The sequence below is a fragment of the Bacillus sp. iso_77 genome (assembly GCF_056173625.1).
The window spans coordinates 424,664-446,678 of record NZ_CM149683.1 but is presented as its reverse complement, the minus strand read 5'-3'; the positions used below and the strand labels follow the sequence as shown (position 1 = coordinate 446,678).

The window sequence follows — 22,015 nt, the reverse complement described above, 5'->3', positions numbered from 1 at the left end:
TCTGATTGAATTAATCGGTTTTATCCATAAAAAAGGGCAAATGTTGTGAAAAATGAAAAATAATTATTACTATATGCCCTTTTTACATGATTGTCAACCGCCTTCTGAACCTCCAAAAAAAGGGATTTACAGGCGGTTACGGTGGATCAATTTCAATATTTCCGATGAGCCGGTCCGTGGAGTGCGTCATCAATTGACTGCGCTCTAGTACGTTATGGGCAATCACCGAATGAGTGGAAGATGTGGTGCGGACGGCAATCGCTTTTTGAGGAGAGAGATTAATGATGTTATTCCGCAGCACACGTGCTGAGACAACCTCATCAAGAAAAACGGCTGTCGGCTGTCCGATTGAACGATTTAAATAAAAGCGGTTATCACCAATTTGGGGTGAGCCATTTTTAATATACATCACCACATATAAGGACGTTTCTTCAAAGGAATTGTCTTTAATCTCTAAAGGAGCGGTCGTATTGCTATAGACTGCATAGTTTTGATAGTGCTTAAAACGATTCTGCCATATGAAAGCCTTTGCATTTCCTGTCACGCTGATTGTATACGAAGATGCGAGCTGTGAATGTCCTTCTTGAATAAAGTGATTGCCGTTGATCCCCGCTTCTCCCTCCTGCACCCATATCCCTCGGCTGAATTCCTTGAATTGATTATGCTGAATTAAGATATTCGTTCCTCTGACCATCGCCGCATCGATGACAGAGTAGACGGTATTGTTTGAAAAGACAATGCTGTCTGATTGATAAATACGCAGCGATGTACTTCTAAGCCGTGTGTTTGTCCCTGACTCAATATGGTTTCCTTCTATTAAAATACGATTGGCCATATAGACAGACACAGCCGCATCTTCAAAAAGACTGATTTTATTACCTGTGATGTGCACGCTGTCTCCCCTCACATCAATACCCTTTTCAAACCCTTCAATCATATTGCCAATAATGATCACATTGTTTTCCGATTGATCAAGCGGCACACCTAAGCTCGTAATCCCTGCTTTTGTCACGCCCCCTCTCACTGCACGAATCAAATTATTCGCAATGATCATTTCAGTGGCGAAGCCATAGGAGATACTGCTGTCCGTTTGATTGCCTTCAATGATCACACCATAGCCGTTGAAATTATAGATAGAGCTGGCTGCGCCGCCTCTGACTATGTTGTTTCGAATTTGAATATTCAGCGGTTCCTCCAAGTTGGTCGCATTTTCTCCGTATCCTTCAATATCAATGCCCATTTTTGGCTCGACCCCGTTTACCCCTGCCCTTTCAAGCAAACAGTCTTCCACAATGACACCATCACAGCCTGTAATAGAAATATTGTTTCGCCTTGAGTCAGTGATGGTGCAGCCAGAAATATGAATTGACGAAGCAGGCGAGTACGATTCGATATGGGTCAATAAACCGTGCGGACTGACAATGATGCCGTCTCCCGTACAATTGTTGATTTGAACACGATCGATATTCACATGGGAAGCACCTTCAATACACACCCCGAAGCCCCATTCATGTGTTTTTCTTTCTGGCGGGAGCGCCTTGTACACATGCTCATCACGGTCGCCTTCAATCCGCCCGCCCCGAATGGTCACATGCTCTACCTCTCCTATATAAAAGGCTGCATATCCCCACGAATCATTTGGTTTCACTTTGATGACGGCATCTGATGCCATCTCAATACAAATATGACTTGGCACTCGTATGCCGGCATGACGAAAAGGAAAAAATTGATCCCCCCTGTACACCGCATCTATTAGATACGTTCCACTCGGCAACCAGACGTGGGAGTAGCCCTGTGCTTTTGTCCATTCCAGGCATTCGTTCAGTTTCGCTGTACAGTCCGTTTTCCCGTCAGCAATCACGCCAAAGTCTAATACATTGACAATGGGTTTCTTCAGATCAGATTCATTTACATCCCCCAATGAAAACCCCTCCTTTTTACACATGTCCTCTTGTCATCCTATGCATGTGGGAAAGGTTTGCTTGTACGATATTTCAAATTTTATATAAATTCTTCTGGAATAACTTTCCGATGATTTTCACTTGAGCGAATTTTTCATCTTTTTGAGTCTTTACGCCTATTGAACTAACATTTTCCTGTTTTAGAATAGTTTTATATTGACACAAGAACTATACAAGAATATCATTTTTCTCATATCTCTTTTTTTTAAGAAAGGATCTATGCCATGTCTACAATTGACCACGATAAAATTGTTAAAAGTGTTCCTCAAAAAGGGTTTTTTGGACATCCTAAAGGACTTTACACACTGTTTTTCACTGAATTTTGGGAGCGTTTTTCTTATTATGGCATGCGTGCACTGCTTATTTATTATATGTACACAGAGGTGACAAAAGGCGGTCTTGGCTTCGACCAGACAACCGCTAATTCGATCATGTCTGTCTATGGTGCGCTTGTCTACATGTCAGGCATTATTGGCGGATGGCTTGCCGACCGGGTATTTGGTTCGTCCAGTACGGTCTTTTATGGCGGGGTATTCATTATGCTTGGTCATGTCATTTTGGCACTGCCTAGCGGAGCAACAGCGCTCTTTATTAGTATGGGGCTGATTATTATTGGAACAGGTCTCCTAAAGCCGAACGTATCAAACATAGTCGGTGACCTGTATACAAAAACAGACCCCCGCAGGGATTCTGGATTCAGTATTTTCTATATGGGGATCAACATGGGTGGTTTTATCGCCCCATTAATTGTCGGAACACTCGGTCAAAAAGTGAATTTCCACCTTGGTTTCTCACTCGCTGCCGTTGGTATGCTTGTTGGACTGATTACGTTTGTCATCACGAAAAAGCCGAATCTTGGACTTGCCGGCACTTATGTCACAAATCCACTATCAGCTGCTGAACGCAAGAACTTCAAAATTTTCGGTACATTGATCGTGATTGTACTTGCTGTTTTTGCTGTCATCGGTATTCAAACAGGAGCGCTCACGATTAATCTATTCACTTGGTTTGTCAGTGTCCTTGGTGTGCTGATTCCAATTGTTTATTTTATTGTGATGTATTTTAGTAAAAAAACGAGTGCAGTGGAGCAGTCGAGGGTACTCGCTTATATTCCATTGTTCCTAGCTGCGGTGATGTTCTGGGCCATTCAAGAACAAGGCTCAAATATTTTAGCCACATATGCAGATCAGCGAACAAACTTGAATTTCCTTGGCATGACATTAGCCTCTTCTTGGTTCCAATCATTGAACCCAATCTTTATTGTGCTCCTGTCACCAGTATTTGCTTGGTTATGGGTCAGACTCGGTAAGAAACAGCCGTCTACCCCGATTAAATTCTCACTTGGCCTTCTGTTCGCAGGATTATCCTTTATCATCATGATCATTCCTGCCTACATGTCTGGACCACATACACTTGTAAGCCCACTATGGCTCGTTCTAAGCTTCTTCCTTGTCGTCATCGGAGAGCTTTGCTTATCACCAGTTGGGCTGTCAGCCACAACAAAACTGGCACCTGCTGCCTTCTCAGCGCAAACGATGAGCCTTTGGTTCCTTTCAAATGCAATGGCACAGGCCATCAATGCGCAAGTGGTCAAGCTATTTGATAAAGTGCCAGAAACCGTCTATTTCGGGATCATCGGCATGCTCGCCATCATTTTATGTGGCGCTATGCTCCTGCTTACACCGGTGATTAAGAAAGCGATGAAAGGTGTGCATTAAATTGAAAAAGAAGCCTCCCAAATGGGAAGGCTTCTTTTTTTGAATTAAAACCGAATTTCATCATCTCCGTGGATTTGCAACTGGAGCGGTTCACTTTTCACCTGATGTTTTTTCACATAGCGGTGATAGACAACATATCCAATGATCATGAGCGGTACGCCGACATACAGCCCAATCCGCTGCTCCGCATCAAAGGCAAGACTGATTAGCACAATCGAGTTCAGCGTGATCGCAATAATCGGCAGTGCCGGATAAAGAGGGGTTTTAAATTTTAGGTTTTCCAGCTTTCCGCCTGCTTTCAAATATCTTCTGCGGAAAAGCAGCTGTGATAATGTAATCGTAATCCAGCCGGTTTGGGCACTCATGCCCGCAATAGACACGATCCAAGCAAAAACGGTTTTCTCTGCAAAGAATCCTGATAATAACGAAATACCTGTAAACAGGAAAGTGAGCAGTAAGGCATTCATCGGGATGCCCCGCTGATTGACTCGTCTAAACGCCTTCCCTGCCATTCCTTCCTTCGACAAAGAGTACAGCATTCTCGTAGAGGCATATAGGCCAGAGTTCGCCACAGATAATAAAGCAATGATAATGACAAAGTTCATGATATCTGCCGCATAAGGAATGCCCGTTCTCTCAAACACAGTGACAAATGGGCTTTGCAGCACACTCGCTTCTTTCCAAGGCACCATACCCGCTAAGACAAAAATAGATAAAACGAAAAAGACAAGGGTGCGCCAAACCGTCTGATGAATAGAGCGAGGTACGGTTTTCTCCGGATTTTCACTTTCTCCTGCCGCAATCCCGATCAGCTCCGTCCCTTGAAACGAAAAATTCACCGTGATCATCGTGACGACAACGGCCAGCAAGCCATTCGGAAACAGACCGTCACTCACAAAATGACTAAAGTAAGGAGCTGGTTCCCCGCTCGTCGTTTGAATAAAACCAAACATCGCCGCTCCGCCTACGCCAATAAATAGTAAGATGGCAACAATCTTAATGGTTGAAAAGAAAAACTCCGACTCCCCGAACGCTTTCGCTGACCTGGCATTTAATAAGAACAAACACAGCCCAAATATGAGACACCAAATCCACACATCCACTTGTGGAAGCCAGCGTCTCATCAGCTGCCCTGCTGATAAAAATTCCAGCGCCACGGTGGCTGCCCAGCCAAGCCAATAAATCCAGCCAACAGCAAAACCTGCTGCAGGACTCACAAATTTCGTCGCATACGTATGAAACGACCCCGACACAGGAAGCGCGACTGACAGCTCTCCCAAACACAGCATGGTTAAATACATAATCAATCCGCCCACTATATAGGAAAGAACAGCTCCAACTGGCCCTGCTTGTCCAATCGTATAGCCTGTTCCAAGGAAAAAGCCTGTCCCAATGACACCGCCAAGAGAAATCATAAATAAATGGCGGGAGGTCATCGCCCTTTTCAATTGTTCGGGCTGATTTTGTCCAACATCCACAATGATGCCCTCCTTCTTCTAAGATGTTCTGTTATCAAAACATGTCTCCATGTGATTATTCCATTTTCAAAACAACCTACTAATTATACATCTTTTATAATAAATATGCTTCCTTCTATCGTCACTGACACAAAGTCTTTATTTTAGTAATGTTCGCACAACTATACGGTGATTCTGATCATTTGATAGGATGCCTTCTATCCAAAAGAATTGCACGAAAAAACCAGCATGCAAACTTACATGACACACTGGTTTCATTTCCCTCTATTCGAGTCTCATTTCAAACAGTCATGAGTCATTTTTCTTTTGTAGACACTCTTTGATAAAACCATCTATATCTTGAAAGCAGCGATTTTTAGATTCAGCGTGAAAAGTCGTAGAATCTGGATTGGCGAACCCATGCTGCCCCTTTACTATTTTCACGCAAAGCTTTTCCTTTTTCTCCAAAACATTCGCAACCTCCCGAGGGTTAAAAGATGCTTCAACTTCCGGGAAAAATAACAGCGTATTGCAGGCAGGCGTCATATCGAGAAAATCTCTTATCCGTGAACCATAAAATCCAATCACTCCGGTAAACAACTGATCATATTGGCTGCATTGCCAAGCAATTGTTGCCCCCACACTAAAACCTATCAGACATATGTCTCTCTCTGCATTTTTCGTTTTTAACTCTTTTGCCACATTCAATACGATCTTTACCGATTCATCAAAACCAACTTTATTCATAAAGTAGTCATATGCCTCATTCTCACTGGCATAAGGGAAGTGTTTAGCCTGTCCTAATAAATGAGGACAATAAACCTCAAAACCAGCTTTGTCAAAATGATCGATCATACTCTTCATATGATCATTTATTCCGTATATTTCGTGTACTAAAATCATGACAGGTTTTTGTTTCAATGTATGCAAATGATCACACTTCCCTTTTATTCCGTTTGTTCACTGGAGGATCTTGTACTTTAGAAAGTCATTTAAGTCAACTGATCAACACCCACATAAACTTCTTTCGATGTGAAAATCATAGCATATTTTACCATTAAGTAGTCTATCTCACATTCTCATCAATCGAACTCTCTTCATCATCGTTTGAGAATGCGTTTGGTTTTATCCACCTTTTGTTTTGGGTATAGTTCTATCGTTTATCCGTTCAACCAGTTCAAGGCATAAAGTTGGTGAGATTCGCTCAAGCTAGTTTCAAATGCTTTACTTTTAGGTTGCTTCTCTGTAAGATCATATGTTGTAAATACCAACAAGAAAAGTGGGGAATAAAATGAAAAAAATGTTCTTTGCCATTATTTTAGGCGCTTGTGTTGCATTGATCACAGCATGTGGATCAGCTGCAAACGACAGCGCAAATAAACAATCTGGGTCTAAGGAATCAGGTGACCTTTGGAAGTCCATTCAGGATAAAGGCGTATTAACCATCGGTACAGAAGGTACATATGCTCCTTTCACCTTCCATGACAAAAAGACAGATAAATTAACTGGCTATGATGTCGAGGTCATCACAGAAGTCGCAAAACGTCTTGACTTAAAACCAGAATTCAAAGAAACACAATGGGACAGCATGTTTGCTGGTCTGAATTCAAAACGTTTTGATGTGGTAGCGAACCAAGTTGGTAAAACTGGACGTGAAAATCAATATGATTTCTCTGATAAATACACAACATCTCAAGCCATTGTTGTGACAAAATCAGATAACAATGACATCAAGAAACTTTCTGATGTGAAAGGCAAAAAAGCAGCACAATCATTAACAAGTAACTATAACAAATTAGCTACAGATGCTGGCGCTAAAATTGAAGGGGTTGAAGGTCTTGCACAATCCATTCAATTGATTCAGCAAGGGCGTGCTGATTTGACGTTCAATGACAAATTGGCTGTCTTGAATTACTTGAAAACAAGCGGTAACAAAAACCTAAAAGTTGCATTTGAAACAGGAGATCCACAAGAAACGTATTTTGCCTTCAGAAAAGGCAGCGGCGAAGTCGTTGACAAAGTGAATGGCGCACTAAAAGAAATGAAGAAAGATGGTACACTCGCTAAGATTTCTAAGAAATGGTTTGGTGAAGATGTTACAAAATAATATCCTCGGAGTCGTCATTCCGTGGGATCTTCTTCAGCAATCTTTTTGGCCAATGGTGATGCAGGGAATTTATTATACAATTCCCCTCGCCATCATTGCCTTTATCATTGGTCTTTTTATTGCGCTTGTGACAGCTCTTGCTAGAATGTCTAAAATCAAAGCGCTCAGATGGATTTTTTCTATCTATGTGTCGGCTGTTCGCGGAACGCCGCTTTTTGTGCAATTGTTTATTATTTTCTATTTCTTTCCGACATTTAATATCACACTTGATCCATATCCAAGTGCTATCATCGCTTTTTCTTTAAACGTAGGTGCGTATGCTTCGGAAATTATTCGTGCATCCGTCCTATCTGTTCCAAAAGGACAATGGGAAGCGGGGTATTCGATTGGGATGACCCATCGCAAAACGCTCGTCCGCGTGATTTTACCGCAGGCAGTGCGTGTATCGATTCCGCCGCTGTCTAATTCATTCATTAGTTTGGTGAAAGATACATCGCTTGCCTCCCAAATCCTCGTGGCAGAGATGTTCCGTAAATCACAAGAAATTGCTGCGGCGAACTTGGATCAAATTTTATTTATTTATATGGAAGCAGCCCTGATTTATTGGGTATTCTGCTTCATTCTATCGCTCGTTCAACACCAAATTGAAAAACGACTTGATCGATATGTCGCAAGGTAAGGAGGGAACGACATGCTAACAGTCAAAGGCTTAAACAAATCCTTTGGTGAAAATGAGATTTTAAAGTCGATTGATTTTACGATCAACAAAGGGCAGGTTGTGGCGATTCTTGGTCCATCAGGTTCAGGAAAAACAACGATGCTTCGCTGTTTAAATGCACTTGAAATTCCAAATGCCGGCTCCTTTACCTTCGATGATTTCTCGATTGATTTTTCTAAAAAAAATAAACAAGCTGATTTGCTCAAGCTTCGCCGGAAGTCAGGCATGGTGTTTCAAGATTATCATCTGTTCCCACATCGCACTGTTCTTGAGAATGTGATGGAAGGTCCAGTCCAAGTCCAGCGCCGTCCGAAAGAAGCGGTGCGAAAAGAAGCGATTCAGCTCCTGCAAAAGGTAGGACTTGAGGATAAAAAAGATTTGTATCCCTTCCAGCTGTCAGGCGGTCAAAAGCAGCGTGTCGGCATTGCCCGTGCACTTGCCATTCAGCCAGAGCTTATGCTTTTTGATGAACCAACCTCTGCGCTTGATCCTGAGCTTGTCGGAGAAGTCTTAAAGGTCATGAAAGATCTAGCGAAAGAAGGCTGGACGATGGCGGTTGTCACACATGAAATCAAGTTTGCCCAAGAAGTGGCGGACGAAGTGATTTTTATTGATGGCGGCGTCATCGTCGAACAAGGTCCTCCTGAAGAAATCTTCAAACGACCAAAGGAAGAACGAACAAAACAATTCTTAAATCGGATTTTGAATCCAGTATGATCAAAAAGGCTGTTCTCATCATGTGAGAACAGCCTTTTTTTATATCTCTTTTTGCAGCCGCAGCGCTAGTAAATCTTGCAGGAGCAGTCTCGCTCCCTCTGGGCTGACAACTACACCGCCTGACAGCGCCTTATTGGAACAGGTGACTTGCCCTGTAACGATACAAGGTTTATCCTGCCAATAAGGCTTTATCACAATGTGACTTTCTTCTTGATAGATTTCAATAAAATCTTGTGGATGAATTTTCAACCGCTTTCTTATATCTGTCGGCAGGACAATTCTCCCAACGTTATCTATATACTTTACATCTTCTTTATTTAACAAATTGACCCCCCCTGCATCTCTAGATATGATATAGAAGATTCCCTGTTTATCAAGGGATTAAGCGCTCTAATCGGTTAATGAAAGAATGAGCTGCAGGCTGATCCAGTGGCTAAACACGCTTCCCATATATAATATATCTGTTTGGCGCAGGACCAATGAAAGAAAAAGGATAACATGTGGTGAGGACAAGTTCTTCCTTTTCCTGTTGTAGTGTAATAATACTTTGATCATCTTTTTTCACAATCTTTGTTTTCTCAATTTCATAGGTAAACCGACCGTATGAAAGCTCTATGACAAGTTGATCCCCTTTCACAAGTTCTCCTGTTCGTCTAAACACAGTATCACGATGCCCAGATAAAACGATTTGTCCCTGTTCGTTAGGAAAATAGCTCTCGTGATAATGACCAACTCCCTTTGCCAAATCCTCCGCCGCTGTTCCTTCTACAATTGGTAACTCAGCGTTTAACTTTGGAATGTGCAAGAGCCCAATGGTTTCACCAGCCTCCGGCACAAAAGAGGAATCCATTTTCCCCTTTTGCTGGATGGCTGCTTGCGCTGACTGGAATGATTGATCTACTTGTCTTTGTCCATCAACGATTTTCATATATCCTACAATCACAAGACAAATACCTGCTGTAATCAATAGAGCTGAGATGATTTTTTGAAACATGGACGATTATCCGTTTCTTTTTCTTCTTTTCCATACAATAAGGGATGCACCTATTAGTACAAGTGCAAATCCTGCTAGTAAAAGGTTGTACATCTCTGTTGCAGTGTTCGGAAGATGATGACCAGGTGTATCCGGTTCTGAATGAGAAGGCTGCTCTGGATTTGCTGGCACCTCTGGCACATGCGGCGGTACTACCGTTGTTGAGTTTTCAGGTTTGTCTGGTTCGTCAACATTCTCGCCCTTCACAACTGCGATATTTTGAATGGTTTTACCTTCAGTTCCTTTCGCGACCTTCGCTTCAAAAGTCACCGTATGCCAGTCCGTGTCTTTGATATCACCAAATTCTCCGGTCACTGTGCCTTTTGTGTAGTCTCCGTTGTCGTCATCTTTTGCATCTGTAACGGCTTGTCCATCTACTTTTAATGACCCTTCGACATATTCAAGACCTTTTGGTAGTTGATCTGCGATGACTAAATCTTTGATGACACTGTCTTCTACACTATTTTTTGTTTTGATGGTGTAAAGGAGAGTGTCGCCTACTTGTACTTCTTTTTCATTTGTATTGCCTTCTGCTTTTTGAGCAATCTCAGATGTTTTTTCTGATTCAAGCTTTGGATCTCTTGGATCAATATTTGTTTCGGTTGTCGGCTCATCTGGCGGCGTGTTTTCGCCTGTTACTTTTGCTGTGTTTTGAATGGTTTTATCCGCTTGGCCTTTTGCGACCTTTGCTTCAAACGTCACTGTATGCCAGTCCGTATCTTTGATATCGCCAAATTGACCGGTCACTGTGCCTTTTGTGTAGTCTCCGTTGTCGTCATCTTTTGCATCTGTAACGGCTTGTCCATCTACTTTTAATGACCCTTCGACATATTCAAGACCTTTTGGTAGTTGATCTGCGATGACTAAATCTTTGATGACACTGTCTTCTACACTATTTTTTGTTTTGATGGTGTAAAGAAGGGTGTCGCCTACCTGAACTTGTTTTTCATTTGTATTGCCTTCTGCTTTTTGAGCAATCTCAGATGTTTTTTCTGATTCAAGCTTTGGATCTCTTGGATCAATGTTTGTTTCGGTTGTCGGCTCATCTGGCGGCGTGTTTTCGCCTGTTACTTTTGCTGTATTTTGAATGGTCTTACCTGCTTGTCCTTTGGCTACTTTCGCCTCAAACGTCACAGTATGCCAGTCCGTGTCTTTGATATCACCAAATTGTCCGGTGACTGTGCCTTTTGTGTAATCTCCGTTATCGTCATCTTTTGCATCTGTGACGGCTTGGTCATCTACTTTTAATGACCCTTCGACGTATTCAAGACCTTCTGGCAGTTGATCTGAAATCACGAGATTTTCGACGATGCTGTCCTCTTCAAGATTCTTTGTTTTGATCGTATAAAGAAGGGTATCGCCTACCTGTGGTGTTTTTTCATCTGTGTTCCCTTCTGCTTTTTTCTGAATGCTCGCTGTCTTTTCTGATGCTAGTTTTGGTTCACGAGGATAAATTTCTGTTTTCGTTGTTGGATCATCTGGCGGTGTGTTTTCACCTGTTACTTCGGCAGTGTTTTGAATGTCTTGACCAGCCTGTCCCTTTTCAACTGTCACTTCAAACGTCACGGTATGCCAGTCCGTGTCCTTCACATCACCAAAATAACCTGTGACCTTTCCATCTGTGTAGTCTCCGCTATCGTCGTCTTTCACATCTGTGACAGATTCTCCATCAATTTCAAGAGACCCAGCGACATACGTCAGCCCTTTTGGTAATTGATCTGAGATCACTAGATTTTCCACAAGGCTGTCTTCTATCGTGTTCTTTGTTTTAATTGTATAAAGCAGGGTATCTCCTACTTCTGGATGCTTCTCATCTTTGTTACCTTCAGCTTTTTTCTGCAAGACCGCTGATTTTTCTGATTCCAGCTTTGGATCACGAGGATAGATTTCTGTTTTTGTTGTCGGATCGTCTGGTGGTGTGTTTTCACCTGTGACACTCGCTGTATTTTGAATGTCTTTGCCAGATTGTCCTTTTTCAACCGTCACTTCAAATGTCACGGTATGCCAATCTGTATCTTGAATGTCACCAAATTGTCCTGAAATGGTACCATCTGTGAAGTCTCCGTTATCGTCATCCTTTGCGTCAGTGACTGCCTCTCCATCCACTTGAAGTGAATCCGGCACATACGCTAATCCTTCCGGCAGTTCGTCTGAGATCACTAAATTTTCAACGAGACTGTCTTCTATCGTATTCTTTGTTTTAATCGTATAAAGAAGTGTATCACCGACCTCTGGATGCTTCTCATCTGTATTGCCATCTGCTTTTTTCTGCAAGACCGCTGATTTTTCAGAAGTCAGCTTTGGGTCACGAGGATAGATCTCTACATTCGTTGTCGGCTCGTCTGGCGGTGTGTTGCCGGTTGTGACACTCGCTGTATTTTGAATATCTTTGCCTGCCTGGCCTTTTTCAACTGTGACTTCAAACGTCACGGTATGCCATTTCGTATCATTCACTTCACCGAACGTTCCAGTGACAGTTCCGTCTGTCATATCACCGTTGTCGTCATCTTTTACATCTGTGACTGGATTTCCATCTACCTGAAGTGAATTTGGTACATAAGATAATCCTTGAGGTAACTTGTCAGAAATCACAAGGTCTTCTATTACACTATCTTCAACAGCGTTACGGGCTTGAATGGTATACAGCAATGTGTCCCCTACTTCTGGGTGCTTCTCATCTGTATTCCCATCTGCTTTTTTCTGTAAGACCGCTGATTTTTCTGATTCAAGCTTCGGATCACGAGGATAAATTTCTATGTTTGTTGTTGGATTGTCTGGCGGTGTGTTTTCCCCTTTGACATTCGCTGTATTTTGAATATCCTTGCCAGCTTGCCCTTTTGCTACTTTCGCTTCAAATGTCACAGTGTGCCAATCGGTGTCTTTCACATCACCTATTTGACCTGTCACAGTACCGTTTGTAAAATCACCTTTGTCTTGATCCTTTGCATCTGTTACGCTTGTGCCATCTACCTTAAGAGATCCAGAAACATAGGTTAAGCTGCTCGGAAGATTATCTGATATGATCAGATTTTTAAGAATGCCGAATTGCACCGTATTTTTTGCTCTAATTGTATAAAGCAAAGTGTCGCCTACTTCTGGATGCTTTTCATCTGTGTTGCCTTCTGCTTTTTTCTGTAAAGCAACAGATTTTTCTGATTCAAGGTTAGGAGGATATGGATCGAATTCAGGCTTCACCCTTGAAGCTAAGTCGTAAGATAATGAATCACCTACAGTGCCCATATATGTTGTACTTAATGTTTTCGCATCAAGTGTAAAAAGAGTAGAATGACCAATAGAATCATCTTTTCCTGATTGTAATAGCATTTGTCCATTTGGCAAAAAGCTAATTCCTCGTACTCCTCCCTCAATCGGTTTACCATCTGCATTTGTGATTGGAATCACTCGAATGACTTCAGCTGTTTCAGGATTCATTTGCGCAATGGACCCACTGGTATTAGATGCGAACCAAAGATAGCCATCCTTATCGACAACAAGGTCTCCGCCAATGTCTCCGCCAATGCCAGGGCCAACGTCATAACCGACAATTTTCTTGGCCGTTTTTTGACCAGTTGCTAAGTCGTACGTTGCAAGGTAGGGTTCTCCATCAACCGCATACGAATGAATATATTTACCGTTATAAACAACGGCATTAGGCGCTCTTCCGCCTAAAACACCTACACGCTCTGCTTGTCCAGTGGTCGCATTTATTTTATAAAGAACTGGCTCTCCACTTGCTGTCGTAGTTGCATACACAGTGTTTTCTTGATCATTCACAGCAACACCGTTCACTACAGTCGAATTAATTCCCTTCACCTGTACACTAGCCTTTACGTTTGTTGGATTTTGCCCATCAAGCTGATAAAGAACTAACTTCCCATTTCCAATCATGTAGGAATCTGCGTTATTGACAACCACTGTCCCAGCGGCTTTCGTAACAGGTGGCGAAACTGTTAATAAATTCCCAGCAATCAGCACCAATATTAGAAATAATTGACTCGTTCTTTTTAATATGTTCATTTTTTGACATCCCCTTTTCCCTGCTCTAAATCATAATGGTATGTACCAGTTCACCTCCCACACTTTGGTAAAGAATATCAGTAACATTTCAGAACCCTCAACATGACTAAAAGACTATTTTCGACAAAAATAGCCCTTTTGTCATATACAGCTTTCGACATCTGCTCCATCTATGTTTTTTCCAATAAAACAAGTTTTTTTATTGTGTATCAAATATTTTATCTATCAATAAAAACAGGCCTAACGGCGCAATTTACATACAATCTATTCTATTTTATCTTGATTATTCTTTAATTGGATAAAGGTTGGTTTTTTGTCATTTTATATTGAATTTTTTTCTTGTTTTCATAAAAATTGTTAATTATTGGTTCGCTTTGTTAAAAAAAACAATTCAAAAGTCTTGCTCCAACATTTGATGTTTTCTGCTCTTTTTATGGAAAAAATTCTTTTTATCGAGTAAGCGATTACAATTGAGCAAAGCCATTTAAAGGGGCGTGCGAGTATGTTACGATTGAAATCGAGTGTTTAAGAAAGAAGGGAAAGCTTTTGAAGCGGGAACATCTTTTACGTTGGTTTTTTTATTTTGTTGGATTGATTGTACTTGCTTTTGGACTATCGCTGACAGTGAAAGGAAAGATCCTTGGCATTGGTCCGTGGGACGCTTTTCATTATGGACTGTTTCAGCATTTTGGTTTAACCATTGGACAATGGTCGATCATTATTGGTGCACTCATTGTGACACTGACATCTGTTTTCACGAAATCTTTTCCAAAGATCGGTGCCCTGCTCAATATGGTGCTGATCGGCGTGTTTATTGATTTCTTTAATGCAGTATTACCTGCACCACATGGGTATTTACCTGCTTTATATGTATTTATTACGGGCGTGATTGTGTCTGGGTATGGCGTTGGCATTTATGTCTCAGCTAATCTTGGCGCTGGGCCAAGAGATTCATTAATGCTGCTCATCTCAGCAAAAACAGGGCTGAACGTACAGTGGGTTCGAAATGGTATTGAGTTAACCGTGCTTCTATTTGCATGGATGCTCGGCGGCCCGATTGGCATTGGAACGATTCTGACGGCCATCTTTACTGGACTCGTCCTTCGCTTTTCATTGCCACAATCGACACGGCTCTTGCAGCTGCTCATTACAAAAACAGCGGAGAAACCTGTTCAAACCCTTACCCGATAAGAACAAGCCATTCTACTAAAAGAATGGCTTGTTTTGTGCTAAACTAAATAGACGCAATATTCTTAAAACAGGAGATGATCCTCTGATGCAGCTTTTCCATTATCATTATTGGACACCATTTGTTGAGGAGACGGAGCAGGCGTACACCTCATTAGGCTTTGAAGTAAAGGGACGTTTCGCAAAGGAAGGTTCCTTTCCCCCTCCGCTGACATGGGAGGATTTTAGAGAGAAGAAGCCCTCTTTCCGAATCATTGAGATGAGAAAGGGACAGATCAATATCACATTTGGTTATAGTAAAAAAGTCCTTTTTGATCACATCGGCTTTCTAGTGACTGATGATGAATATGATCAGTTGCTGGTACAAGCGCAAAAGAGAAACTGGGCAATCCAGACCGGGGAGCGAAGAACGTTTCTTTCTACACCGATGCGCTTAAGACTTGAATTGCAGCGGCGGACAGATGTGATTGAAACTGGTGAAGAAGCAATTGCCGAGATGACGATCGCAGTACCTGATTTGACTCATACACCTGCGGTCGATCAGTTGCTGGACGGTTTGACACAACCTATTCATTGGAAAAAGGGAGAACGTCTCTCTTTACTTGAAGTGAAGATGATGGATTCTCATGGGATGAATACGACCGATCCAAACGGTGTTCATGTCCTCAAACAAGGATAAAAAGCAGCGAGATACGCTGCCTTTTTTATGATTGTTTACGGATTGGAATCCAAATCAATGTCACATGATCTGGAGAATGTATCTCTCCATCTAAAGGATACGTTTCCATCTCCATTCCCCCAGCATGCTCATATCCTGAGGCAGGAAACCATTCTGTGAAAATACGTGTCCATGTTGAATGCACAGCGGTTTCGACAGGCCCCTTTGCCTGAAATACAGCCCACGTACTGGCCGGAATCTGCTCGACTGTCATGGTCGAATCTGGTTCTTCCTCACCTTGCTCAATCCCAATGATATAGTCAAATGTTTCAAGCGTTTCATCAAAATGCGCACATACACCGATATATCCGAGTTCTCCAGCTGCATGAGCCAGTGAATCCGTCCATCCTTCTTGATTGACACGCTTCCAAAAGGCGGGAATATCCTGTTTGTTTTGGCTATTCTTTGTTGTTGTCTTTAGTCTTCTGCCCATGATTGAAAATGAATCCTTTTCCACAATTCGATAATGCATCGGTTCGACTCCTTTTATTTGAAGTTCGAAGGAGAGACGGGGATAGGCTTTCACTGTATACTTGCCTGTTTTCACTGCTGCCGGTGTATATCCGTGATGCCGCTTGAAGGCTTTCGCAAACGACTCTGGGGTTTCATAGCCATACTTCACCGCCGCATCAATGACTTTCACTTGCTTGGTCATGAATTCTTCTGCCGCAAGGGTTAATCGTCTTTTGCGAATATATTCTGCTACTGCAATTCCCGTCAGCATATGGAATAGCCGCTGATAATGAAATTTAGACATACAGGCGGCCTCTGCCACTTCTTCGATCTGCAAAGGCTGATCCAGCCTCTCTTCCATATAATTGATACTATCCATGATCAAGTGAATCATTTTTCCCTCTCCTTCCTTTTCCACTATATCGAGAACTGCCCGCACCTTCCTGTCATTTTGTGCTTTCATTGAACAGGATGTCTGTTTCTCTTTTGCAGAGGTTCATCCAATGGTACAATAAATGTAAAAAATTGAGGTCCTTTATGAAGATTTTCGCTATTCAATTACAACCTTTAGATGATAGAAATGCACGAAAACAAATAGAACAGCTGAAGCCTTTTGTATCACTTGAAAAACGCGCCGCCGCTGAGCGCTTTCGTTTTTTGATCGATGCAAGAAGAACGCTTTTAGGTGAGGTACTGATTCGTCACATCATTCATGAGATGTACACACTGCCTATGGAACAGATCATTTTTGAAACAGAAGGGAATGGAAAGCCTGTTGTCCGGCAAATTCCTTCTTTTCATTTTAATCTTTCTCACTCTGGTGATTGGGTCGTGGGCGCAGTAGATGATGCGCCTGTTGGCATTGATATTGAAGAGATTAAACCGATTGATTTAGCCATTGCCAAACGATTTTTTTCAGCTGACGAATATCAAGATTTACTCTCACAGCCGGCAGAACGGCAGGAAGCCTATTTCTTTCATTTATGGTCCATGAAGGAGGCTTTTATCAAGCTGACAGGGAAGGGAATATCCTATGGTCTTTCATCCTTTACCGCTCGCTTGTCAGAGGATGGACAGGCTACTTTGAGATTACCTGATCACGAAGCCCCTTGCGTTGTCCAAACATATTCGCTTGATCCTGCCTACCAAATGGCGGTTTGTACAAGAAAACCTGCTGCGGCTGAGCACGTCGATATACTCACTTGTGAGAACATGCTATCTCGTCTTAATAACGTGTGATTTGTTGAAGTGATGACTTTAGCAAATCGACGCCTCGTGCGATTTCCTCTTCTTTTACATGCCAAATGTTCAGCTGAAGTATAGGCTCCTTTTGATAAGTTGAAATGAAATGGCGGTCGATCGGCTGAACCATCACAGAAGCCTTTTTTAGCTGCTGAATGAGCTGATTCATTGGAATGGACCGGTCGACACGAACGTGGGTGTGGGTAGCTGGCTCCTCTTCTCCCAGCGCATAAGCACCTTGATCATTTTTCAAACAGGCCACAAGTTGTTTGGATCGAGCTCTATAGGTCGCCTGCATCCTTTCTCTATGACGCTCAAACATCCCGCTTTTCAAATAAATTTCTAAAGCAGCCTGCGAGAGCATCGAGCTGTCGATATCAATAAGCCGTTTATGTTCACTAAAGGGGCCAATCAGCTCGTTTGGTAAGACGACAGCACCTGTTCTAAGCCCCGGAAAAATGATTTTTGAGAAGCTTTTTAAATAAATGACCTTCCCCGCCTGATCATATGAATAGATCGGGTCTCTTTTTGTATCGAATTCTAAATCAGCCAAATAATCGTCTTCAACGATGTAGACATCATATGCTTCGGCAAGGGCTGCAATCGCTATTTTTTCTTGTTTCGACAGACTCGTTCCAAGCGGGTTTTGAAACCTTGGCATCGTATAGAAAAAGCGAATATCCTCCTCTCGGAAGATACGCTCCAATTCCTGAAGATCGAGTCCGTTTTCCGTCCGCTGGATCCCCCGGACAGGCAGCTGGTTTTTCTCTAAGTATTGGAGGAATAGGTGATAGCCTGGCTGTTCGACCAATATGGTCTGTTTTCCATTTGGAAACGGGATGGTGCTTAAAATCGATAAAGCCAGCTGAATACCAGAAGTCATGACGATCTGTTCTGGAGAGGCAAACACTTGATAATCCGTTAAACGCTTTGAAATGATTGGCAGTAAAGATGGTAATCCATTGGTGGTGCCATAGATAAATAAATCATTTTGATACAGATCAATCGCTTGATTGATGCAGTGCTGAAAATCGACATATGGAAATACAATGGGATCAGGCGCAGAGGAAGCAAAATCAATCCATGTGCTGCCCTTCTTAACGGCTGACTGATTGGTTTTCACGACAAAATAGCCACTTCTTTCTACAGAGTACAGCAAGTGTTCACGCTCTAATGTGTCTAGTGCTTTTATGACAGTGCTTTTGCTCACAGCATATTGAGCCGCTAAGTGACGAATGGATGGAATTTTCATTCCAGCATTGTATTCACCGCTCTCGATTTTGTTTTTTATATTCAACACAAGCTGATCATATTTCCTCACAGTACTACCCTCCTTGTACCGGTACAGATATCAATAACTCTTATTGTACACTTTACTTGATCCGTTTACGATAAAAAGACAGAACCGGTCAATTCAACTGAAGCATGCATGCTCTTGTAAGGAGAATTCTGATGGATATGTCAAAACAAAAAGCGTATGCTGCTTCGATCGCATACGCCTGCATTATTGGTTTTTCATTCTTGTTTGTCAAAGTAGCCTTAGCATCAGCGAATCCGATTGATGTATTGGCACACCGATTTACTGTTTCTTTCGCAGCGGCTCTTTTGCTATTTCCATTTTTACGAAAAAAGTACCGTTTTTCCATTCAATGGCGTGATCTCATTTACATTGTCCCATTTTCCTTGCTTTATCCTGTGTTGTTTTTTGCATTTCAAGTGTGGGGGCTGATGTTCACCTCTTCATCAGAGGCCGGCATTATTCAGGCGACCATCCCTATTTTGACAATGGTGCTTGCAGCATGGTGTTTAAAGGAACGCCCTACCTCGATTCAAGTGCTGTTTACCATTCTTTCTGTGTCCGGGGTGATGCTCCTCTTTGTGGTGAAGGGAATTGATGTGAAACATTCTCATCTCATTGGTTATGTGCTGATCTTACTTTCAGCCTTATCATCCAGTGCCTATAGCGTATTTGCCAGGGTGATGACACGGCGATTCCATGTCATTGAACTGACTTTCGTGATGACATTCTTTGGATTTGTCTTCTTTAATGCTGCTGCTCTCATTCGGCACTCGGTAAATGCTACACTACCGCAGTTTTTTAGTCCGTTTACGCAGCCATCCTTTGTATGGTCTATGCTCTTTTTAGGCATTCTCTCATCACTGCTCACAGCGTATTTATCAAACTATGCTCTTTCCCATCTTGAAGCAGCAAAGGTGAGTATCTTTAACAATCTTTCTGCTTTCATTACCATTGCCGCTGGCGTCCTTATTTTACATGAAACGATTGATATGGTTCACCTCATCGGAGCTGTGCTCGTCATTGGCGGAGTGATTGGCGGGAATGTGGTGAGGAAGGGGAATTCAACACAGAAGAACTAGACAAAACTAACAACAAAACCATTTATTGTATTGTATTTTTTTGTATAATAAGGAGAGAGAACCTTTCCTTATTATACAAACTAAAATGGACGTGTTATGAGTGCATATATTTATAGTATTTACAAAGATATTGATCCTCAACGAGTTAAGAGGCTATCAACGTAACAGACCTTATTTATATGTGTTATTTGCGATGAACTACATACTAGCACCACTCTTCCTAGGTGGACTGCTTGCGTTTTTTATCAAAAACGTATCAATCATCTACATCTCATTTTTCATTTTTTTAACAACGATTCACCTTGATAAAAGTCTTATGCGAATCTTATTTTCTTCAGATAAAAAACAAATGGCCATCCTGAAATTGAATATGGATCAATATATTTTTGGGAAAGATATGAGTAAATTTTTCGGTGTCATGATTGGTTTTATATGCTTTTTTTTAGGTTCTTTCTGCATGATTTTAAACACACATGCTTTGTATCATTCTTTTATTCTTGGAGCCTTAGGCATTAGCTCGTTATTATTCGGATATTTACTTAGATTGAACTTATTATTACTTCTTACTAGACCTAGATTCTTTTCAATCACACCCATGATTCAATACATCACCACTGGGATCATTGCTTCTTGGATGTTTTTTGTTTTTAAATTCGAATTATTTTCTATTCCTTTTTCTAACCAATTGGTGCTTACGCTTGCTGCTTTGATCTTTCTTACTTGTCTTATTTTGTTAATCAATTGGAAAAAGAACCTTAGATATACGCCTATCTTCCATTCAGATGAGAAGGATAGAAATCATCAAAACACAACATCAAGATCTTTCGATCATATTTTATTTTTTGAAATCACCCTTCTTTTGAGAAACCCTCCAATACAATGGTCGGTTTTACTATTTATATTAACAATATCTGGTGGTCTATTTACTCTCATTCTGTATGGTGTTCATACAAACCAAATCGAAACACTGAATATAGAAAATGATTTTTTGTTTATCTTTAGTGTGATATTCCCTATGATTTTTATTTCTAACGCCCTTCAATCTTATGTCTCTTTTGATGTTGATGGTCCCATTATTCCTTTAAAACATAGGTTACCTCACTTTATAAAGAACAAAATAAACTCTAAGTTGATATTATCCGTTTTATTACATATGTTTTTTTGTATTGTATATGCTATCTTTTCTACTTTTACAATAAATGTAGATCACCCCTTTTATGTGATATTTACTTTGTTAGTTAGTAGCGTTTTAATAGGCGTATGCACAGTTGGTTCTACTGTTCTATTTCCTTATTTTAAATGGGAGTATGTGTATCAAGTTCCTAGCACACTGAGCAAATTAACATTAAACCTTTGCTTCAGTTTCATTTTAGGCTTATCCGTTATGTCCTCATATAACCTAGCCTCTTTTATTGCGGCAAATACGATCATGATTGTTTGTACAGTGATCATCATCGTCATCATGTTTTTATTTTGGGATAAAACGATTAACAAAAACTGCAAATCAGTTAAAACATTATTCGAGTGAGGGATTGTATGCTTTCAATTCATGATCTAATCAAGGAATATACAGAGTCCAACTTCAAAATATCAATTCATGAATTACATTTTCATAAAGGCTCAATTGTTGGATTATTAGGCAAAAATGGTGCTGGAAAAACAACCATTCTTGAAATAATCGCGGGGTTGATCACACCAGATAAAGGTGAATTGATCATACAAAAGGATATAGCAAATGGTTTTTCAACTGTCGGTTACATGGAAGATGATCCAACACTTTTTGAAAACTTAACATGCTTCGAATTGATTAAATATCAATCCATGTTAGTTGAACAACCGTTAAATAAAAAACAGATTCAACATTTATTAGAAAAATATGGGCTTGAAAAACAAGCCCATATTCGCTCTTCTTCTCTATCCCGAGGGATGAGGCAGAGAATTTCTTTTATATTAACCACCTTACACAATCCATCTATTATCTTATTAGATGAACCATTTACCGGTCTAGACCCAGCAAATATGACACTTATGAAAAGACATCTAAGAGAATTTAAGGCTCAAAATAAAACGATCATTCTTTCTACACACATCCTGCAATTTGCCGCTAACTTATGTGACGAGATCCTTTTTATAAATGAAGGACAAATCGTTCATTCAGAAAAAAAAACTTCCGAAGAAATATTTGATGAAGGTCAGCTTGAAAAAAGATTCTTTGAAACGTTATCCTAAATAGCAGTTTCTCTGCGTTTAAAATGATATTCAGCTATAGAAAACAACGGCCCTCGTTTGACGGGGCCGTTGTTTTCT

Annotated in this window: 18 protein-coding genes; 10 read left to right on the top strand and 8 right to left on the bottom strand. The window is 41.1% G+C overall.

The annotated features are described in order from the left end of the window. Nucleotides 1-136: 136 nt before the first annotated feature. A complete protein-coding gene (locus AC0VYC_RS02115; RefSeq protein WP_039166244.1) occupies nt 137-1,921 on the bottom strand; it encodes a right-handed parallel beta-helix repeat-containing protein in 1,785 nt (594 codons plus the stop codon). A gap of 264 nt (nt 1,922-2,185) precedes the next feature. Here AC0VYC_RS02115 and AC0VYC_RS02110 point away from each other — a divergent pair, with 264 nt between their 5' ends. Then, nucleotides 2,186-3,679 (top strand): peptide MFS transporter, encoded by a 1,494-nt coding sequence (locus AC0VYC_RS02110; protein ID WP_136944919.1) that lies wholly within the window; start codon nt 2,186-2,188, stop codon nt 3,677-3,679. Nucleotides 3,680-3,723: 44 nt separating this feature from the next. On the opposite strand, the gene AC0VYC_RS02105 is transcribed toward AC0VYC_RS02110, so the two are convergent. Beyond that, the gene (locus tag AC0VYC_RS02105; protein ID WP_041091095.1) at nt 3,724-5,157 is read right to left on the bottom strand and encodes an amino acid permease; all 1,434 of its coding nucleotides are present in this window, start codon (nt 5,155-5,157) and stop codon (nt 3,724-3,726) included. A 288-nt stretch (nt 5,158-5,445) separates the two neighbouring features. Continuing rightward, entirely contained in the window at nt 5,446-6,066 is a 621-nt protein-coding gene (locus AC0VYC_RS02100) for a dienelactone hydrolase family protein (protein ID WP_061417899.1), read from the bottom strand. Nucleotides 6,067-6,427: 361 nt separating this feature from the next. Here AC0VYC_RS02100 and tcyA point away from each other — a divergent pair, with 361 nt between their 5' ends. Genes tcyA through AC0VYC_RS02085 form a run of 3 tightly spaced genes read left to right on the top strand, consistent with a single transcriptional unit; the run spans nt 6,428 to nt 8,678 of the window. Beyond that, nucleotides 6,428-7,243, top strand: a complete 816-nt coding sequence (gene tcyA / locus AC0VYC_RS02095; protein WP_007498178.1) for a cystine ABC transporter substrate-binding lipoprotein TcyA — start codon at nt 6,428-6,430, stop codon at nt 7,241-7,243. Further along, the gene (locus AC0VYC_RS02090; RefSeq protein ID WP_008347286.1) at nt 7,230-7,922 is read left to right on the top strand and encodes an amino acid ABC transporter permease; all 693 of its coding nucleotides are present in this window, start codon (nt 7,230-7,232) and stop codon (nt 7,920-7,922) included. Before tcyA ends, AC0VYC_RS02090 begins: the two co-directional genes overlap by 14 nt. A gap of 12 nt (nt 7,923-7,934) precedes the next feature. Next, a complete protein-coding gene (locus AC0VYC_RS02085; RefSeq protein WP_007498183.1) occupies nt 7,935-8,678 on the top strand; it encodes an amino acid ABC transporter ATP-binding protein in 744 nt (247 codons plus the stop codon). Nucleotides 8,679-8,717: 39 nt separating this feature from the next. On the opposite strand, the gene AC0VYC_RS02080 is transcribed toward AC0VYC_RS02085, so the two are convergent. From AC0VYC_RS02080 to AC0VYC_RS02070, 3 genes are all read right to left on the bottom strand, one after another. Then, nucleotides 8,718-9,002 carry an AbrB/MazE/SpoVT family DNA-binding domain-containing protein gene (locus AC0VYC_RS02080; protein ID WP_041508244.1) on the bottom strand — a complete coding sequence of 95 codons (285 nt, stop codon included), beginning with the start codon at nt 9,000-9,002 and terminating at the stop codon, nt 8,718-8,720. Between the two features lie 109 nt (nt 9,003-9,111). Then, nucleotides 9,112-9,672 (bottom strand): class D sortase, encoded by a 561-nt coding sequence (locus tag AC0VYC_RS02075; RefSeq protein WP_039166256.1) that lies wholly within the window; start codon nt 9,670-9,672, stop codon nt 9,112-9,114. Between the two features lie 6 nt (nt 9,673-9,678). Beyond that, nucleotides 9,679-13,728, bottom strand: a complete 4,050-nt coding sequence (locus AC0VYC_RS02070) for an isopeptide-forming domain-containing fimbrial protein (protein ID WP_475389310.1) — start codon at nt 13,726-13,728, stop codon at nt 9,679-9,681. Nucleotides 13,729-14,274: 546 nt separating this feature from the next. Here AC0VYC_RS02070 and AC0VYC_RS02065 point away from each other — a divergent pair. Then, nucleotides 14,275-14,919, top strand: coding sequence for a YczE/YyaS/YitT family protein (locus AC0VYC_RS02065; protein ID WP_007498187.1), 645 nt, complete (start codon nt 14,275-14,277; stop codon nt 14,917-14,919). Nucleotides 14,920-15,004: 85 nt separating this feature from the next. Further along, nucleotides 15,005-15,595, top strand: a complete 591-nt coding sequence (locus tag AC0VYC_RS02060; protein ID WP_160758157.1) for a hypothetical protein — start codon at nt 15,005-15,007, stop codon at nt 15,593-15,595. 25 nt (nt 15,596-15,620) lie between these two features. On the opposite strand, the gene AC0VYC_RS02055 is transcribed toward AC0VYC_RS02060, so the two are convergent. Then, nucleotides 15,621-16,481, bottom strand: a complete 861-nt coding sequence (locus tag AC0VYC_RS02055; protein ID WP_041091088.1) for an effector binding domain-containing protein — start codon at nt 16,479-16,481, stop codon at nt 15,621-15,623. Between the two features lie 143 nt (nt 16,482-16,624). Here AC0VYC_RS02055 and AC0VYC_RS02050 point away from each other — a divergent pair, with 143 nt between their 5' ends. After that, nucleotides 16,625-17,326, top strand: coding sequence for a 4'-phosphopantetheinyl transferase family protein (locus AC0VYC_RS02050; RefSeq protein ID WP_426960787.1), 702 nt, complete (start codon nt 16,625-16,627; stop codon nt 17,324-17,326). On the opposite strand, the gene AC0VYC_RS02045 is transcribed toward AC0VYC_RS02050, so the two are convergent. Then, nucleotides 17,313-18,650 carry an aminotransferase-like domain-containing protein gene (locus AC0VYC_RS02045; RefSeq protein ID WP_475389306.1) on the bottom strand — a complete coding sequence of 446 codons (1,338 nt, stop codon included), beginning with the start codon at nt 18,648-18,650 and terminating at the stop codon, nt 17,313-17,315. The two genes, AC0VYC_RS02050 and AC0VYC_RS02045, sit on opposite strands and share 14 nt — an antisense overlap. 131 nt (nt 18,651-18,781) lie before the next feature. Between AC0VYC_RS02045 and AC0VYC_RS02040 the strand changes: the two genes are divergently transcribed. The 3 genes from AC0VYC_RS02040 to AC0VYC_RS02030 all read left to right on the top strand — a co-directional run bounded on the left by AC0VYC_RS02040 (nt 18,782) and on the right by AC0VYC_RS02030 (nt 21,937). Then, nucleotides 18,782-19,708 carry a DMT family transporter gene (locus AC0VYC_RS02040; RefSeq protein WP_060811887.1) on the top strand — a complete coding sequence of 309 codons (927 nt, stop codon included), beginning with the start codon at nt 18,782-18,784 and terminating at the stop codon, nt 19,706-19,708. 193 nt (nt 19,709-19,901) lie between these two features. Then, on the top strand, nt 19,902-21,236 hold the full coding sequence (locus AC0VYC_RS02035; protein WP_249855975.1) for a hypothetical protein: 1,335 nt from the start codon (nt 19,902-19,904) through the stop codon (nt 21,234-21,236). Between the two features lie 8 nt (nt 21,237-21,244). Then, the gene (locus AC0VYC_RS02030; RefSeq protein ID WP_251211026.1) at nt 21,245-21,937 is read left to right on the top strand and encodes an ABC transporter ATP-binding protein; all 693 of its coding nucleotides are present in this window, start codon (nt 21,245-21,247) and stop codon (nt 21,935-21,937) included. Nucleotides 21,938-22,015 lie beyond the last annotated feature (78 nt).

Excerpts from the sequence above, each read along its gene's own strand:
- AC0VYC_RS02050 (WP_426960787.1), top strand. The coding sequence starts at position 16,625 with ATGAAGATTTTCGCTATTCAATTACAACCTTTAGATGATAGAAATGCA.
- tcyA (WP_007498178.1), top strand. The coding sequence starts at position 6,428 with ATGAAAAAAATGTTCTTTGCCATTATTTTAGGCGCTTGTGTTGCATTG.
- AC0VYC_RS02085 (WP_007498183.1), top strand. The coding sequence starts at position 7,935 with ATGCTAACAGTCAAAGGCTTAAACAAATCCTTTGGTGAAAATGAGATT.
- AC0VYC_RS02035 (WP_249855975.1), top strand. The coding sequence starts at position 19,902 with ATGAACTACATACTAGCACCACTCTTCCTAGGTGGACTGCTTGCGTTT.
- AC0VYC_RS02075 (WP_039166256.1), bottom strand. The coding sequence starts at position 9,672 with ATGTTTCAAAAAATCATCTCAGCTCTATTGATTACAGCAGGTATTTGT.
- AC0VYC_RS02030 (WP_251211026.1), top strand. The coding sequence starts at position 21,245 with ATGCTTTCAATTCATGATCTAATCAAGGAATATACAGAGTCCAACTTC.
- AC0VYC_RS02060 (WP_160758157.1), top strand. The coding sequence starts at position 15,005 with ATGCAGCTTTTCCATTATCATTATTGGACACCATTTGTTGAGGAGACG.
- AC0VYC_RS02040 (WP_060811887.1), top strand. The coding sequence starts at position 18,782 with ATGGATATGTCAAAACAAAAAGCGTATGCTGCTTCGATCGCATACGCC.
- AC0VYC_RS02090 (WP_008347286.1), top strand. The coding sequence starts at position 7,230 with ATGTTACAAAATAATATCCTCGGAGTCGTCATTCCGTGGGATCTTCTT.
- AC0VYC_RS02070 (WP_475389310.1), bottom strand. The coding sequence starts at position 13,728 with ATGAACATATTAAAAAGAACGAGTCAATTATTTCTAATATTGGTGCTG.
- AC0VYC_RS02110 (WP_136944919.1), top strand. The coding sequence starts at position 2,186 with ATGTCTACAATTGACCACGATAAAATTGTTAAAAGTGTTCCTCAAAAA.
- AC0VYC_RS02055 (WP_041091088.1), bottom strand. The coding sequence starts at position 16,481 with ATGATTCACTTGATCATGGATAGTATCAATTATATGGAAGAGAGGCTG.